At 39.4% G+C, this 15,595-nt stretch carries 14 protein-coding genes and 1 pseudogene; 2 read left to right on the forward strand and 13 right to left on the reverse strand.

Annotation, left to right across the window (positions count from 1 at the left end; all coding sequences use genetic code 11):
* Positions 1-235 precede the first annotated feature (235 nt).
* Entirely contained in the window at positions 236-757 is a 522-nt protein-coding gene (gene pal, locus O9A_RS00460) for a peptidoglycan-associated lipoprotein Pal (protein ID WP_034457722.1), read from the reverse strand.
* 213 nt (positions 758-970) lie between these two features.
* Entirely contained in the window at positions 971-1,669 is a 699-nt protein-coding gene (locus O9A_RS00465) for a DUF1013 domain-containing protein (protein ID WP_034457724.1), read from the reverse strand.
* A gap of 410 nt (positions 1,670-2,079) precedes the next feature.
* Between O9A_RS00465 and O9A_RS00470 the strand changes: the two genes are divergently transcribed.
* Positions 2,080-2,826, forward strand: a complete 747-nt coding sequence (locus O9A_RS00470) for a YebC/PmpR family DNA-binding transcriptional regulator (protein ID WP_034457726.1) — start codon at positions 2,080-2,082, stop codon at positions 2,824-2,826.
* A 951-nt stretch (positions 2,827-3,777) separates the two neighbouring features.
* On the opposite strand, the gene O9A_RS08075 is transcribed toward O9A_RS00470, so the two are convergent.
* From O9A_RS08075 to O9A_RS00525, 11 genes and pseudogenes are all read right to left on the reverse strand, one after another.
* Positions 3,778-3,957 (reverse strand): DUF7146 domain-containing protein, encoded by a 180-nt coding sequence (locus tag O9A_RS08075; protein ID WP_051665517.1) that lies wholly within the window; start codon positions 3,955-3,957, stop codon positions 3,778-3,780.
* Between the two features lie 884 nt (positions 3,958-4,841).
* The gene (gene tolB, locus O9A_RS00480; protein ID WP_195890924.1) at positions 4,842-6,170 is read right to left on the reverse strand and encodes a Tol-Pal system beta propeller repeat protein TolB; all 1,329 of its coding nucleotides are present in this window, start codon (positions 6,168-6,170) and stop codon (positions 4,842-4,844) included.
* 45 nt (positions 6,171-6,215) lie between these two features.
* Positions 6,216-7,397 carry a hypothetical protein gene (locus O9A_RS00485; protein ID WP_034457731.1) on the reverse strand — a complete coding sequence of 394 codons (1,182 nt, stop codon included), beginning with the start codon at positions 7,395-7,397 and terminating at the stop codon, positions 6,216-6,218.
* 77 nt (positions 7,398-7,474) lie between these two features.
* Positions 7,475-7,927 carry a protein TolR gene (tolR, locus tag O9A_RS00490; RefSeq protein WP_034457733.1) on the reverse strand — a complete coding sequence of 151 codons (453 nt, stop codon included), beginning with the start codon at positions 7,925-7,927 and terminating at the stop codon, positions 7,475-7,477.
* A 12-nt stretch (positions 7,928-7,939) separates the two neighbouring features.
* Positions 7,940-8,653 carry a protein TolQ gene (tolQ, locus tag O9A_RS00495; protein ID WP_034457735.1) on the reverse strand — a complete coding sequence of 238 codons (714 nt, stop codon included), beginning with the start codon at positions 8,651-8,653 and terminating at the stop codon, positions 7,940-7,942.
* A gap of 140 nt (positions 8,654-8,793) precedes the next feature.
* Positions 8,794-9,216: pseudogene (gene ybgC / locus O9A_RS00500) on the reverse strand (tol-pal system-associated acyl-CoA thioesterase); the annotation flags it as partial.
* Positions 9,217-9,450: 234 nt separating this feature from the next.
* Positions 9,451-10,545, reverse strand: a complete 1,095-nt coding sequence (gene ruvB, locus O9A_RS00505) for a Holliday junction branch migration DNA helicase RuvB (RefSeq protein ID WP_034457738.1) — start codon at positions 10,543-10,545, stop codon at positions 9,451-9,453.
* Between the two features lie 12 nt (positions 10,546-10,557).
* Positions 10,558-11,175: a Holliday junction branch migration protein RuvA gene (gene ruvA / locus O9A_RS00510; RefSeq protein WP_034457740.1), complete on the reverse strand. Its 618-nt coding sequence runs from the start codon at positions 11,173-11,175 to the stop codon at positions 10,558-10,560.
* Entirely contained in the window at positions 11,172-11,681 is a 510-nt protein-coding gene (ruvC, locus tag O9A_RS00515; RefSeq protein ID WP_034457742.1) for a crossover junction endodeoxyribonuclease RuvC, read from the reverse strand. The genes ruvA and ruvC overlap by 4 nt, the downstream gene beginning before the upstream one ends.
* Before the next feature lie 391 nt (positions 11,682-12,072).
* Positions 12,073-12,591: a DUF1465 family protein gene (locus O9A_RS00520; protein WP_034457744.1), complete on the reverse strand. Its 519-nt coding sequence runs from the start codon at positions 12,589-12,591 to the stop codon at positions 12,073-12,075.
* 163 nt (positions 12,592-12,754) lie between these two features.
* Entirely contained in the window at positions 12,755-13,897 is a 1,143-nt protein-coding gene (locus O9A_RS00525; RefSeq protein WP_034457746.1) for an OpgC family protein, read from the reverse strand.
* 114 nt (positions 13,898-14,011) lie between these two features.
* On the opposite strand from O9A_RS00525, the gene O9A_RS00530 reads away from it, so the two are divergent.
* Positions 14,012-14,674: a thiamine phosphate synthase gene (locus O9A_RS00530; protein ID WP_034457748.1), complete on the forward strand. Its 663-nt coding sequence runs from the start codon at positions 14,012-14,014 to the stop codon at positions 14,672-14,674.
* Positions 14,675-15,595 lie beyond the last annotated feature (921 nt).

Below are 15,595 nucleotides of genomic sequence, written 5' to 3' on the forward strand. Positions count from 1 at the left end.
CTGCCGCATCAGGAGCAGACTCGTTCACCGCATCGGAGGTCTTATCCTTAGCACTAGAATCCGAGTCATGTGTAAAATATTGAGAAACCCACCGTGCCGTACTTTGAGCAAACGAAGCAGAGCAGGCTATAAGGATCGCCATATAAAAGACAATTTTCAATTTTTTTTTACAAAACATCCACATACTTTTCTCCTCTCAAGAACCAATTCAATATTTAAGCAAACCATTGTTTTTTTAATTACCGTTCATATTATTGATCGTAGTAACAGCACGTCTATTTTGGTTCCAACAAGAAATATCGTCACACACTGCTACTGGTCTTTCTTTTCCATAAGAAATTGTTTGCACCCGCTGCGCAGACACGCCAAGAGAAATCAAATAATTGCGTACAGCAACGGCTCGGCGCTGACCAAGAGCCAAATTATATTCACGTGTACCACGTTCATCAGCATGGCCTTCAATGACAATAGAATAGAAGGGATAACGCAACAACCATTCTGCTTGACGCACTAAAATAGCTTCAGCGTCAGGCTCAATAGAAGAAGAATCAAGACTAAAGAAAACACGATCTCCAACATTAATGGTAAAATCCTGCCCTGAACCTAAAGGTGCCCGATTAAAACCCGCATCATTCAAAAAAGCGCCACGCATACCGCTGAGTGCACCGACATTTTTTTTCTCACACCCCACCAGGGACAGTGAGAAAAAAAGGACCACGGCTAAGGGCTGAAGGATAATATTTATGAGAGAGCGCATGTACTGATTCTCCTTAGTTAGTAAACACCACTATTGAAGTGAGATATATTCTTTCAACAGTGCTTCAAGGATAACCGTTAATTCCTAATGAAGAAAAAATATTTTTTATTTTTCCCAACCATTCTTTTTAGTCTCCAACAATCTCCTCCCAATAACTCTCTCATTGGCAGCCTTTAAGCATCAATGTGAAATCGGAGTTTCCTTTATTATGTGTCATTCTGTTGATGTGTCATCCTCACGATTTTTCTGCAATGCATTGAGTTTAGCAAAAACTTTATCAGCATCAAAATTCTTGTTGAAATCTTGTTCATGTTCCTCTTCATGGATAGCAACATTTTCTGTAACCGATGCGGGGAGTAAAGATCTGTCTTCTTCGTTAGAGAGAGGGCGATTTTTTGCAGCACGCTGAAGTTCGATATCCAAATCGATTTGCAAACACAAGCCAAGCCCTACCGGATCGAGAGGGACTAAATTAGCACTATTCCAATGGGTTCTATGGCGAATTTGTTCAATAGTTCCCTTTGTTGTTCCAATCAACCGTGCAATTTGTGCATCTTTTAACTCAGGATGATTGGTCACCAACCATAAGATACCATTTGGGCGATCTTGGCGTCGCGAAAGAGGGATATAACGCGCACCTTTACGTTTTTTTTCTGGAATATGAACTTTTGACTGAGAAATTTTCAAGCGCGCGTTTTTGTCTGCTTCCACACGTGCAATTTCACTGCGTGTTAATTGACCAGAACTAATAGGATCGAGGCCTTTAATACCATAAGCTGCTTCACCATCAGCAATAGCTTTTACTTCCAGTACATGCAGTTTACAAAATTCTGCAATCTGATCAAAAGTAAGCGCTGTATTATCAACCAGCCAAACAGCTGTAGCTTTGGGCATTAAAAGTTGCGTTGCCATTTTTATAATATCCTTTTATTCGCCTTTTGAACAGGCATGTTATTGCCCACTTTCGGAGCTTTGGAGTAGTCTCTCCTATCTAGAGTAATTCTCCTATATTGTCAGCCTCTTCTCACCCACTCCGATAAAGCGAGACATGGAATAAACCACTTTTTCCAAGAAATTACACTCTGTTATAGCGTGATTTTTGATTGACGACAAGACACTAGCTTAATGATATCTTTCAAGAAAACCTCTTTACCTTTAAGAGGATTTTTTTTATGAAAGAGCTTACTCGATCACTTTACCTTATGGTAAGATGAATTTTTTGGCAGATTTTTGATCCATTTATTCCATCGAAATAGGTGGTTAAACACCTAAGGGATCTTTGAGAACTGAAAGGACCCCCCCGAAAAACTGAAAGGGAAACCATGGCAGGCCATTCACAATTTAAGAATATTATGCACCGTAAAGGGCGTCAAGATGCAATGCGCTCGAAAATATTTTCAAAGCTTGCACGTGAAATTACCGTTGCAGCCAAACAAGGCTCTCCTGATCCGGCTATGAATCCGCGTTTAAGGCTTGCAGTGCAGAATGCGAAAGCACAATCAATGCCGAAAGACAATATTGAACGTGCAATTAAGAAAGCTTCAGGGGGTGATGTTGAACATTACGATGAAGTGCGCTACGAAGGATATGGTCCAGGTGGTGTTGCAGTTATTGTCGAAGCTTTAACGGATAATCGTAACCGGACTGCTTCAAACGTGCGCGCTGCCTTCACCAAATCAGGTGGAGCACTAGGAGAAACAGGTTCCGTAAGCTTCATGTTTAATCGGATTGGTGAAATCATCTATAAGCTGGAAACAGAAACAGCTGACAAAATCATGGATGCGGCGATAGAGGCAGGTGCTGAAGATGTGCAATCGGAAGAGACTGGGCATCATATTATCTGTGCATTTGAAGATATTGGTGAAGTTTCTAAAATGCTTGAAACAAAACTTGGCGAAGCAGAATCGATCAAAACTATTTGGAAAGCTACCACCCTTACACCCGTAGATGAAGAAAAAGCTTTGTCAATTTTACGGCTTATTTCGACATTAGAAGAAGATGATGACGTGCAAAATGTTTATGCCAATTTTGATGTCAGCGATGAGATTTTGGCAAAACTATCTGCTTAACCGTGCAGGCAATCCTTAGTATATCAATCCTCCCCTGTGCTGTCTTCTTCTTAACTGCGCTCTCTCCTTCTCCCTGAGAGATTCTTAACCACTTTTGACCAAATAAGTATCTCTCATTTTTTTCCCGACCTATAAAAAACCCTGCCTCACAGCGGGGCCGCATGTATATTAAAAAAAACTTTCAACAAAAATCTCAAATCTGAAAGCCTCAAAAGTTTTTTGTCAAATTTTTTCCTCATGCAATCATTTCTCCATCATCCTCTGCAAGTGTTTACTGCAATAATATATTGATTCACAAAGATAATAAACATTTTACAGCGTGTATGCAAACCTCGAATACAGTAATTTCTTATTTCATCCCCCTGCATTCAAAATTAGAAAAAATCATGTGTCTGCATCTCATAAGAAGGATCAATTTATGGATAAAAACCATTTTAGAAAAGAGTCACTACGCCTCTCATAAACCTTATCAAGGCAAGAGTAGGCTGCACCATCGGGAGTTAGCAAAAAGTATAATGATGCCGGTTCGCATCTCTCTATAGGAACCTGCCTAACCTTTTCCATACAATTTTTGTTGTGCTACTCTCCCTCTTCGAGGTCACCACCCACCACCCTTTTCTGCATAGATTTTATCGGCTGGAGTTTTATCTGACAACACAGAGACAAAAACTTCCTCACAGCGAAGTTTCGCATGCATATTGCATACTCTAAAACACTTTCAACGAAAACCTCAAAAGTAAGTTCCCTAAAAATACACCCTTCTCAAGGTCCAAAATCGATCAACCACTTTCACCTATTACCCCTAGCAACACCTTTTTGTCCTGCACATTGAGAAATAAAATTTCCAATGCCTTTAAGCCCCTCTTTTTAAATGAACTTACATTTATAAAACAATGAACCCTCAATTTTAAAATAAAATGAATATCTTAAATAAAATAATGGGAAAGATGTTCAGTCCTTAACAAGAGCAACCAACGCGGGCGGAGTTATTCCCAAGGAATGGTGACATTTATCATGAAAGCGTAAATGAGGAGGCAATTCACAAGTAATACCCGCATACGCAAAATAAGCTTCTGCTGATTTATCTTTAATGGGTTGGCTTTGTTTGCCAAATTTTTTCTGCTTTATCAACCTTCTCTTTTGCCATCAGAACAGAAATGTTTTGAAAAAGAAAACCTATGACAATAAGCTTTATTCAAAAATGTTTGTTTATTGATGAGACCAATTCTTATGTGAGCTTGTATAAGCTCTCTAAAAAACAACCGGCATAACAATAAAGTAAAAGACGCGCATCACGTGCACGGGAAAGGGATAAGCGGAGAAACCTATCACCATAGGCAGGACAACGAACAATACCAGAATACCCATGCCAAACACCCCGCAAAGTATTTGTATAAAGAGTATATTTTCCTCATCCTATAACATCTCATCACAAGACGGATTTCGTTATTATTCGATTACGATTTTAGAGAATCCTTGTCATGTCCTTACGTGACAAGTTTTTTATGCCGCGTCACTATAACATTGTGTTTTGACTTTTTTAATTACCTAGAAAAGATCTGATTGGAGCCAACGGGATAAAAAACCGAATTTTAAAGGTTTTGAGAGTAAGCCTTTGGTCACATGACGCCAGAATTTTGAAATCTCAACGGACATCACAGAAACTTATCCTCAAAACAATAATAACGCCTTTGCCAATCCTTCGCTGATATTATATTTCTCACCTAGTAACATCCCTATCCTTTATAAAGGCGACCTTTCCACCACGCCACTTTTTCTCTCAAATCTTAACTTAAAGATTCACGGGCGCAAAGGATATTTCTAAAGGAAGTTTTGTCAATAGAAATCCCCTCAAGAAAACCTTCCATATGGAAAATTACAATAAAAGTTTTATAAAATTTGTCACATATTCAGATAAACCGATTATCAGTAGCAATATCCCCTTTTTAAGTTATAGGTACAGTTACGATTTCTGAGCGCATTGCTTATCTGCTGTTTTTTATTGAGCAACGAGTTTATTGTATATTGAGCAATGGCGACCATGCTGGATCAGAAGCATCATTGGGTGTGGACAATTGGCGTTCATTGCGTCCAGTAATATCAATTGTGTAGATTTTGGGACCCATACCCGGATTTTTGCGAAAAAACATCAACACGCGGCCATTAGGAGCCCAAGTTGGTCCTTCATTGTGAAAACCGGTGGTTAAAATTCGTTCTCCTTGTCCATCAGGATGCATAACGCCAATAGAAAATTGTCCATCCAATTGTTTAGTAAAAGCGATATAATCACCACGTGGAGACCAAATGGGTGTAGAATAACTGCCCTCGTTTGAAGAAATACGCTGGAGATTGCTCCCATCGGCATTCATCGTATAAATTTGCGGCTTTCCACTACGATCCGACGAAAAAACGATCTTTGTCCCATCTGGCGAATAAGAAGCTGAAGTATCAATGGCAGACGTTGTGGTAAGACGCGTCATCATACGTGTGCGCAAATCCATAGTGTAAAGATTTGCGCTCCCATCATTTTGTAACAAACTCATGATCACTTTTTGTCCATCAGAAGAAAAACGCGGAGCAATTGTCATATTGTTAAAAGTTCCTATCAACTCCCTTTGTCCCATTTCAATTTGTTGAAGATAAACATGGGGTACTTGATTATGTTCGTAAGCCATATAAGTAATTTCTTGCCGTTTGGGTGAAAAACGCGGTGTAAGCACCAATTCACTACCATCAGAAATGTAGATCAAATTTGCTCCATCTTGATCCATAATTGCTAAACGTTTGATACGTGCATTTTGGGGACCTGTTTCATCGATAAAAACAATCCGTGTATCAAAATAACCACTTTCTCCGGTCATCTCACTATAGATCTCATCTGCAATCATATGCGCGACCCGCCGCCAACGTTCTGTCGCTGTATAAAAGCGCCGTCCTTTGAGTTGTCGCTGTCCAAAAACATCCCATAAACGAAAATCGACCCTCAAACGTCCATCGTTTTCTCTTATCACTTGTCCAGTGACCAAACCTTGAGCTTTTATTTCTTGCCAATGAGGAAAATGGGGTTGACGGTTAGGATTGGAGATTTTTTCCAAAAAAGAATTCTTATTAAGCGGTAAAAAAAGTCCTGACCGTTCAAGATCTGCTGCCACCACCGCTGCAATCTTCAGTCCAATTGAATCGTTGGAAAAAAAATCCGTAACCGCAATGGGAATGGGATTAAAATCAGCAGTTGAAATAGTGCCTTTCAGTTGTGCATGAACAGGAACAGATGAAAAACTTGTAAACCACAAAGCGCAAGTGACAATAAACCAAGAAAAAAATGTGCGTGTCGTCATAATCATCATGGATGTGTATCCTTTTACTGAAGAGCGAAAATAGAGTATATATCATCGAATTATCTCTTGAAGGGGATCAACATTAAAATCAAAACCCTGTCCCCACAAATCATATTGATCGCGTGGAAGGTCTGTATAAGGTTGACATGAAAAAACAGCTGCATAGACCTGTCTTATCATAATAGTTTGCTGACTCTGTTCTCCACTTAAGGGGTCAATGATGGGATCCCCCATAACCATTCCTTCACGATTTAAGTAAAACCGCAAACGAATAACCGGACGGTTTTTTAAATCTCCACCAAGAGCAACAAGTTTAAGCTTTTTTTGAATACACCCTCCAGCAATACTGACCAATGTTTGTGCCATTTTTGTGGTATCGTTGATATTTTTTCTTGCCCCCAAAGCTTCTGGTTCGCTGGAGCGTTTTGCCCCCCCTCCTTGGCTCCGTGCACGATTGAGCAGATTGTTTTCTTCCTTTGTCAAAATATCTTCTATGATCTTTTCTTTCATTTGTTGGTTTTGCTTTTTCGTTGCTTGCGCATTTTGCACAGCAGATTCTTTGATGGGTTTTGGTTTAAACTGTGGGAAAGGAAACTGTTCTGGCAGTGCAATTTTGGGAATCTGTTGATATCTTGTTTCTTGCTCTAAAGGGACTTTTTGTTCCGTTGGAGCCAAGTCTTGTGGCAATATCTCATTTGGATTTTTATGCATTTGCTGGACTGTCTCAGGCGCAACTTTCTCAGAAACCTCTGGACGCACGTCTTCAAGAGATTCTGGCGCAACCTTCTGAGCAATTTCTAAAGGTCCTTCTGAAACTTTTTCTGCTTTTGTTTCTCGTAATTCTTGTTCCTTGATTACTGATAAAGACTTTTCCGACACCTTTGCCTCTCCAGATGGTGAAGGTGTTGTTTCAACGGGGCGTGGTTTTTCTTTTGGTTTAAAAGGCGCGAGACTATCTATCTGTCCCTCTCCAAAATAACGAGCGTCTTCTTTTTCTTGTGGTTTGGTAGTAGGCTTTACTGCGGGAATTGCGTGCACAGGAGCATTCAAAGCACCCTGTTGAGAGGCGAATTCTTCGGTCACAGAAACAAGAGTGATAGGAATTGCTTCCAATTGCTGTGGCAAAGAAACAAAATTGGTAAAATAAGTACCTCCCAAACTGAGAAAAATCACATGAACAGCCAGAGATAAAGCTAAGCCTCGTTTCGTGCTATGATGAGAGTCTTTGTTCATCTCTATGCCTTGCATTTTTCACTTTTAACCACTGTTTGTCGTTTTTACAGACAATAAGCGACAGTCTCTAAGAAATTTTATTGTGCCAAACTTGCTAAAGCAACCTGTGAAAAACCTGCTTTTTGAAGTTCAGCGAGCAATTGTAATACTTTTTGATATTCAATAGTTTTAGCAGCACGCACAAAAATACGTTGGTTTTTCTGTGCAAGATCCGTTTTGAGCGTAGTTTTAAGTTGTGCAATTAAAGCTTCAAATGTTTCATAATAGTCTTGATTGAGAGCCAAGCGCCCTTGTCCATCGAGTGAAACTGTCAATGGCGTGCTCTCCATTCGCACTGGTCCGGCTTGACTACGCGGCAAATCAAGCGGAACACCGTTTACCAAAAGAGGAGCAGAAACCATGAAAATGATCAACAGTACCAACATGACATCAACAAAAGGTGTGACATTGATTTCACTCATCATTTTACTGTGTGAACGACGCCGTCCACGTGTGTTTTTGTAAACAGAAGAAGCAACAGAAATTCCCATAGGCAGCTCCTCTTATAATGGTGAATGAGATGTGAGTGTCTCATCAATACGCCGTGATATAATTGTTGAAAATTCATCGGCGAAGTTTTCTATCTCTGCAATAATCTGTGCACTTTCATTAACAAATTTGTTATAAGCAATAACGGCTGGGATTGCGGCAAACAAGCCAATTGCAGTTGCTAAAAGAGCCTCTGCAATACCTGGTGCGACAATAGCCAGTGAGGTATTTTGAGAGGCTGAGATAGAAAGAAACGACCCCATAATCCCAATAACTGTTCCAAAAAGGCCGATAAAAGGACCAGCTGATCCAAGTGTAGCAAGAAAGCTTAATTTTGCTTCTATTTTTGCGCTTTCACGCCCTAAAATAAGATCCATAGCCTTATCAATCCTGCTCTGCAAACTTATTGATGTATGGATTCCTTTTTCAAGAGATTTTTTCCATTCCACCATTGCTGCCATAAAAACCGCTGATATGCTACTTGTGCGCTGACTTTTACAGGTTGCATAAAGGTCTTCAAGAGGTTTACCTGACCAAAATATACGTTCAAATTGTTTTATTTCACGCCGTATTCTCCGATAAGTCAAGATTTTATCAAAAATAATTGCCCAACTCCATATGGAAGCCAGCAGCAACCCGATCATAACAGCTTTCACAACGAAACCCGCTTGCATAAACAAATGCACTATGCCAATTGTTTCCGGATTTGTTAGTTCTATGTGTGGCATAATTTTTGTCCCTCTAAATAAACCTTTCATTAAAATTTAATAAAACAGATTGTTTTATAGTTTCTAAATTTAACAAAAAAACTGCACTTTAATCTTTAGAGAGAACTACTATCATAGCACTTCTTTAACAAAGGTCACTTTTAAACAACAATTGTTGAAAAAAGTTCCTTAGGTAAACGTCGTGGTTTTCCCTCTTCATTAATGAGGGCAATTTCAACTTTTGCTGTGACCAACATGTGATCGCCACGCAGAATATATTGCTCCATGAAAAAGCGTGCACCTTGAAGACGACTGATGCGTGTTTTAATGGTTAAAAGATTGTCGATATGTGCTGATCTAGAAAAATTGATTTCTATATGACGTACAACAAAAAATAGTTTTTCACCCTCAATACCTGATGCTAAGAGCTTGTTATTAAAACCTGTATCCCGTAAAAACTCTGACCGTCCCCGTTCAAAAAATTCTAGATAGCGCGCATGGTAAACCACACCAGAAAAATCTGTATCAGCAACATAAACCCGAACTTGAAAATCATGAAAAGCATTTGTATGACTACTCTTGAAAGTTTTTTTTTTCCAGCATCAGCTTCATCCCATAAAGTCGTCTATCATAATGAATTATTGCACATCTCGTGCAATTGAACATGTTTTTGTGTTAAAACCGTGGAAGCTGGAGCACAAAACCCTAAATGGCTCCAAGCTTTTTAGTGCAAAATTCCCCCACGAGCAGTGAGCTTAGAATCCATGACATATCGTCCATGCAAAACATTTGCATATCAGCTCTTGAAGAAGGAGTTTTCAATCATCAGCCTCATCCCATGAAATCGTCTGGCGGGATACATCGTCTGGCAGATCAAACAGTTGAGGATGTTTTTGCATTAAAACCGTGGAAGCAGGGGCACAAAGCCCTAAATGACTCCAACCTTTTTGGTGCAAAATTCGCCCACGGGCAGTTCGCTGAATAAAACCTTGTTGGAGAAGATAAGGTTCAATAATATCTTCAATAGCGTCCCGCGGCTCAGAAAGAGCAGCAGCAATGGTTTCAATACCAACTGGACCACCTAAAAAAGTTTGTGCAATCAGCAACAAATAACGACGGTCAAGTGGATCGAGCCCTAGATGATCAACTTCCAGACGAGACAGTGCTTCATCAGCAATTTGTCGGTCAATTTTTTTTGCTCTTTTGACGAGAGCAAAATCACAAACCCGCCGTAAAAGTCGTCCAGCAATCCGTGGAGTACCGCGTGCTCGACGTGCAATTTCATGGGCGCCATCATCACTGATCTGTACCGAAAAAAGCCGAGCATTACGCTGAACAATATATTCCAATTCCTCTATGGTATAAAAATTCAACCGAATTGGGATACCAAAACGGTCTCGTAATGGCGTGGTCAAAAGTCCCAAACGTGTAGTTGCCGCAACCAAAGTAAATTTAGCAAGATCAATTTTAACCGAACGTGCTGCCGGCCCTTCACCAATAATAAGATCAAGCTGATAATCCTCCATGGCTGGATAAAGAATTTCTTCAATAGCAGGACTCAAACGATGAATCTCATCAATAAACAGAACATCGCGCTCTTCTAGATTGGTTAAAAGAGCTGCCAAATCTCCTGCCTTAGCAATAACAGGACCTGAGGTAGAGCGAAAATTAACCCCTAATTCTTTGGCCATAATTTGTGAAAGCGTTGTTTTGCCTAAACCAGGTGGTCCTACAAACAAAACATGATCAAGTGCTTCTTGACGTGCTTTCGCCGCTTCAATAAATATTTTTAAATTTGCACGTGCCGCCTCTTGACCAATAAAGTCATCAAGCACTTGTGGTCTTAAGGAGCGATCTGGATCATCAGGAAGGGGAACGGCACCCAAAAGGCGTTGATCTTCATCTTTATGCATTGTGACCTTGCACTAAGTAGGAGGAGAAAGTAATTTGAGACTATAACGAATAAGCAGTGCAGAAGAAACAGTCTCCCCTTCAAGAGCGTTCATCGCCAAAGCAAGAGCCCTAGCTGCTTGATCACGTTCAAAACCAAGCTTGATCAAAGCGGAAAGTGCATCATTTGTAGGTTGATTGGTCATCTCCAGATGAGGAAGTGGAGCGCTATGGATCATATTTTCGCTAAAAGGTAGAGCTTTGCTTTTCAGTTCGCTCACAATTCTTTCACTGACTTTTTTACCAACACCTGGAGCACGACTTATCATTGCAATATCGTTTAAGGCAATCGCCTGTGCCAGTTCATCCGGCGATAAAGTTCCTAAAATTGCCAAAGCAACTTTTGCCCCTACACCAGGCACATTTTGTAATAAGCAAAACCATTCTTGTTCAACTTTCGCGATAAAACCAAAAAGGCGGATGGCTTCTTCACGCACATGAGTTTCAATAAACAAATTTAAACTCTCACCTAAGGCTGGTAAAGAAGGACGTAGGCGATTTGAAATAAAAACTACATAGCCTACACCCTGAACATTCACAATGATATGATCATCAAAGATGTGTTCAAGGATACCTTTTAATTTGCCAATCATGCCATAATCCTTGCATGATGAGAGGCGCTAATACGGTGAGTACTATGGCAAAGAGCAAGCGCAAGCGCATCAGCGGCATCACTGCTATTAAATTCAGCACGTGGGAGAAGGACTTTCACCATCATATGAATTTGTTTTTTATCACCATGACCAACTCCAATAACTGATTTTTTCACTTTGTTCGGAGCATATTCAAAAACAGGCAAATTTGCCTGCGCTGGTGCAAGTAGTGCAATGGCCCGTGCTTGACCAAGTTTTAAAGTTGCCGTAGCATCTTTGTTGACAAACACATGTTCTACGGCAGCCTCATGAGGCATAAATTGATGCAAAATATCTGCTAGCCCTTTGTACAACTGGCAAAGCCTAGAAGCAAGGTTACAACGTGCATCAGAAGAAAGCGTACCCGCTGCAACAAATTGAAGACGGTTTCCAGAGAAATCGATAACCCCCCATCCTGTTCGCCGTAATCCTGGATCAATGCCTATAATACGAATCGCCTCTGCCATAAAGTGAAGTTTATACACTTTTTCCGTATTTGAATAGATGCACGAAAGAAAGATAGAATTCGATTTGTTTTCCTATCCGATTTTCGTTCTCCAAGACAAGAAAAATACACATTCTCCCCCAATGTTCAAATTATTGCATACGTATTTCTAGACAAAGCACAGGAGACCGTTTTCTCAATGCCAATCGCCTCTTCAACAGCAAATGCCTCTCCCATAAAAAACCTCTACACTTTTCCCGCATTTAAATAAAATGGCTAAACAGTAAAAAAACAAGGAATAAAAGTACAAAGCAATGGTACAGAGGAAAGAGAGAGGTTCTATCGAAATTAGCTCTCACAGAAAAAAGCATCCCAACCAGAATAGAGAAAAAAAAACAACAGATACAAAATTTCTAAACGCGCCGAAAAGCTGTCTTAAGCAATTCGATTTGTTTTCCCACCGGATTTTCGTCCTCCAAGATAGGAGAAGATACGCCTTCTCTGCCTGTGCGCAAATATTGCATGCGTGCTTCTAAACGAAGGGAACGAGCGACGAAGTGGCGGAAGACTTCCGGAAATTCCTGCCAATGAGCGCTTTCTAGTTTCAGCGTCGGTGTATGAAGCGAGACTTTCTCAAGCTCTTTTTGTATTTGTTCTGGTGACATTTCTCCTTCGCGCTCTGCACGAAGAAGGAGAAGTTGAGAAGCTATTTGCATAAGCCGTGTACTTAAATACATCGCTTCTTTGGCATAAAGAGCAGAAACTTCTGCTGAGAGAGAGCGTGTTGCTAATTTGCCCTCCGTATCAATATAAGTTGCTGTTTCTTCAATCAGCGCCATTGTTTCTTCGTAAAGACGGTTAAAAGCATTGTCAAAAGCATTATGCTCAACCATGATAATGAGTTCATCGTAGGGACGTTTATATGCACTCACACTTTTATACTCCAAATATCAGCACAAAGATTATGACACTCAACGAAATGCGGGGTAAAAAGTTTCCTTTCCTATTGAGCAATGCTTTTTTTAATGAGTACCTCCTTTCAAACTTTTGCGCAACATACTTCTTATGCTAAGGTTAACGTGTCATGGAACGCCATTACAAACGGACAGGTTTCCTTATGAAAAACCGGTGAAGAGATGGGCGTTTTTCACAATAATAAGCGACTAAAAATTGCAGAGCAATACCACTTATAATCAAGAGGCTATCGGAGAAAAACGTTCCTGTCATCACTGTTTTTAAAATTTGCCCTACCATAGCAAAAATAGTCCCTGTTACAAAGACGGGAAGACTGTGTTTCCCTAAAATTGCTAAGGGATGCTGTTCTGAAACATGAAACCACATATGAAAGCGAGGCAAACAAAGGATCAACGATGCTAACGCAATAACATGAAGCAGACGCGGTAAACTTAAAAATGTTTTATTAAAATTAATCAACGGAGAAGACCAACCAAGCCACCCCAAAACACCCCACCATTCTAAGCGGACCCATAACAGAGAAAACAAAAGATACGCAGCGGCAAAAACGACAAAAAAAGTCTGAAAGGCGATATTTTTTCCTTGCTGAAGAGATAAACTGCTTGTCAAGCCTATAACAAACAGGAATTGCCAGGACAAAGGATTCAAAAACCACTTTCCCTTTAATGGATAAGAAGGAGGAGCAATTTCATAAAATCCGCTGAGGAGGTAGAGCATAAACGAGCCTAAAAGCAACAGTCCTTTTTTTTTACAACTCAAATAAAGCGCAAAAGGCGCAAAAAGCATGAGCACAATATAAAGAGGAAGAATATTATTATACCCCAATTGATATCCAAAGCTTAAGACGCTAAAAAAAGCAATGAAAGGTTGTGTAAAAAATAAACCTACATTATTCATCGATAAAAGTTTCTCTGTTCGCCATAAGCAAAAGGCTCCTAAAAAAAGGCTTAACGTAACAAAGGTGGTGAAAAGATGTGCCGCATAAAGCTGAAAAGCTCTGCGCCAAAGTTTATGCACAATAAAAGGAAAAGACTCCTGCTGTAAGCGATTATGAAAGCTGAGTCCAAGAGCAACCCCTGAAAGCAAAACAAAGACCTCTGCTGAATCAGAAAAACCAAAGTTTCTATGTGTTATAAACTCATAGAGAGTTCCAGGAATATGGTTGATGAAAATTGTTAACAACGCTAAAGAACGAAAAACATCCATGCGTGTATCACGACGAAAAGGATGTATATTATGCTTTAAAACACTCTGGTATGCCATAATGGCCCCCCAAAAGTTATATAAAGTAGTCGTCTCTTTCAACAAAAACGCGAAGTTAAAATGAGTTTTTAATTTTTAAGTGTCAAATTTCTTTTTTAGAGTCAAGGATTTTGTATGACAAAACAAAAGAATAAACCAGTTGAGTATTATCCTTTTCCGCAATTGGTTTTAACATTAGATGTTCAGCGTTCTTTCACGCTCACCTTTTTGCGACAAATTTTACAAACGAAGTCTTTTGCATGCGTTATCGTCTATGATTCTCAAGAAGAGCAGAATGATGCAGTTTTTTTACAAAAACAAGCGCAAATCTATGCAGAGGATATTCAAAATAACGGTGCGGCTCTTCTCATCGCTAGTGAATGGAGAATTGCTGAACGAATAAAGGCAGATGGTTTGCATATAGAAGGTGATCTTAAGGCTCTCGAACACTTTAATCATCAAAAAAATGAACAAAAAATCATTGGCTTTGGCAATATCCGCAATCGCCATTGTGCGATGGTTGCTGGAGAGGCAGGTGTTGATTATCTGTTATTTGGCAAATTAGGTGCGGATAAAAAACCACATGCTCATCCTCGCAATATCCAGTTAGCACGATGGTGGGCAGAGATTATGGAAATCCCTGCCATCGTTCAAGCAGGAAGCGATTTTGCAACCTTTGATGAAGTGATAAAAACCGCATGTGAATTTATTGCCGTCGAAGAAGTCATTTTTGCCCATGATAACCCCTTAATACTGCTTAAAATGATGCAAGAAAAATGTGAAAATTCACCTTTGTAAAATTTATTCTTATAAAAAAATAAAAACGTTAATTAAAAAGCTCACCACGTCATCCCTCAATACCCAAATAGCGCCTACAATTACAGATAAAGGTGATAAAAATGCATTCTTCTTGCCTCAAAATTCAGTAAAATGAGATGAAAGAGCTAGTATTCCCTTTGATGTAGTACAAGAAGAAAGAATCATAACTAAGGGAAATCATCATTTTTAATATTGATTATTAATACCAACGACTGATGATAGAATGGGGAATATAAAATCGGCACGCAAATCAAATGTAATACAGAGGAACATTTGAAGACCTTAAAGAGATAATTTGCCAGCATGGATATGGCAATCATAGAAGATAAACCTCTACCACATAAATTCCCTGGAGTATATCAAATCAGAGTCTTAAAGGGAGGGATAGTTAGCTGGTTTGCAACCTTCTCCAAAAACTTCTTCCAATACCTCAGATAAAGAATCTTTATCATTCACGGACATGATCATGACTCCTTAAAAAACCTTAAACTTTCTCTTCGCAGGTTTAATTTCGAACAATACATTTTACAAAATACTAGCGGTAATGGTTGAACCCTCATTGAAACTTTGAAAAAAAAATCCATAACAATCCTATAGAACTTGGTATTGTACTATTCAAACATGATGATAGAAGCTATGCTGAATCTGACGGTGAAATAGAAGCTCGACCTCGTGCTTAACAAAATGTTATTTTCAAAATGGGCATGTTAATCTTCGTACTTCCTCTTAATAATATCGCTATTCTACAAACAAAGGCGTTAAAATCCCTTCAGATATTAATGAAGTTTACTACCTTTCTTTTAATGAACACGTAAAAGAAATAATGAGAAAACTTTCCAAATGATTAGGCGAAGCGGGTTCTACTATAGATCCAGAGAAATCTGCTTATGTATTAAATTA

This window comes from Bartonella koehlerae C-29 (assembly GCF_000706625.1).
GTDB lineage: Bacteria > Pseudomonadota > Alphaproteobacteria > Rhizobiales > Rhizobiaceae > Bartonella > Bartonella koehlerae.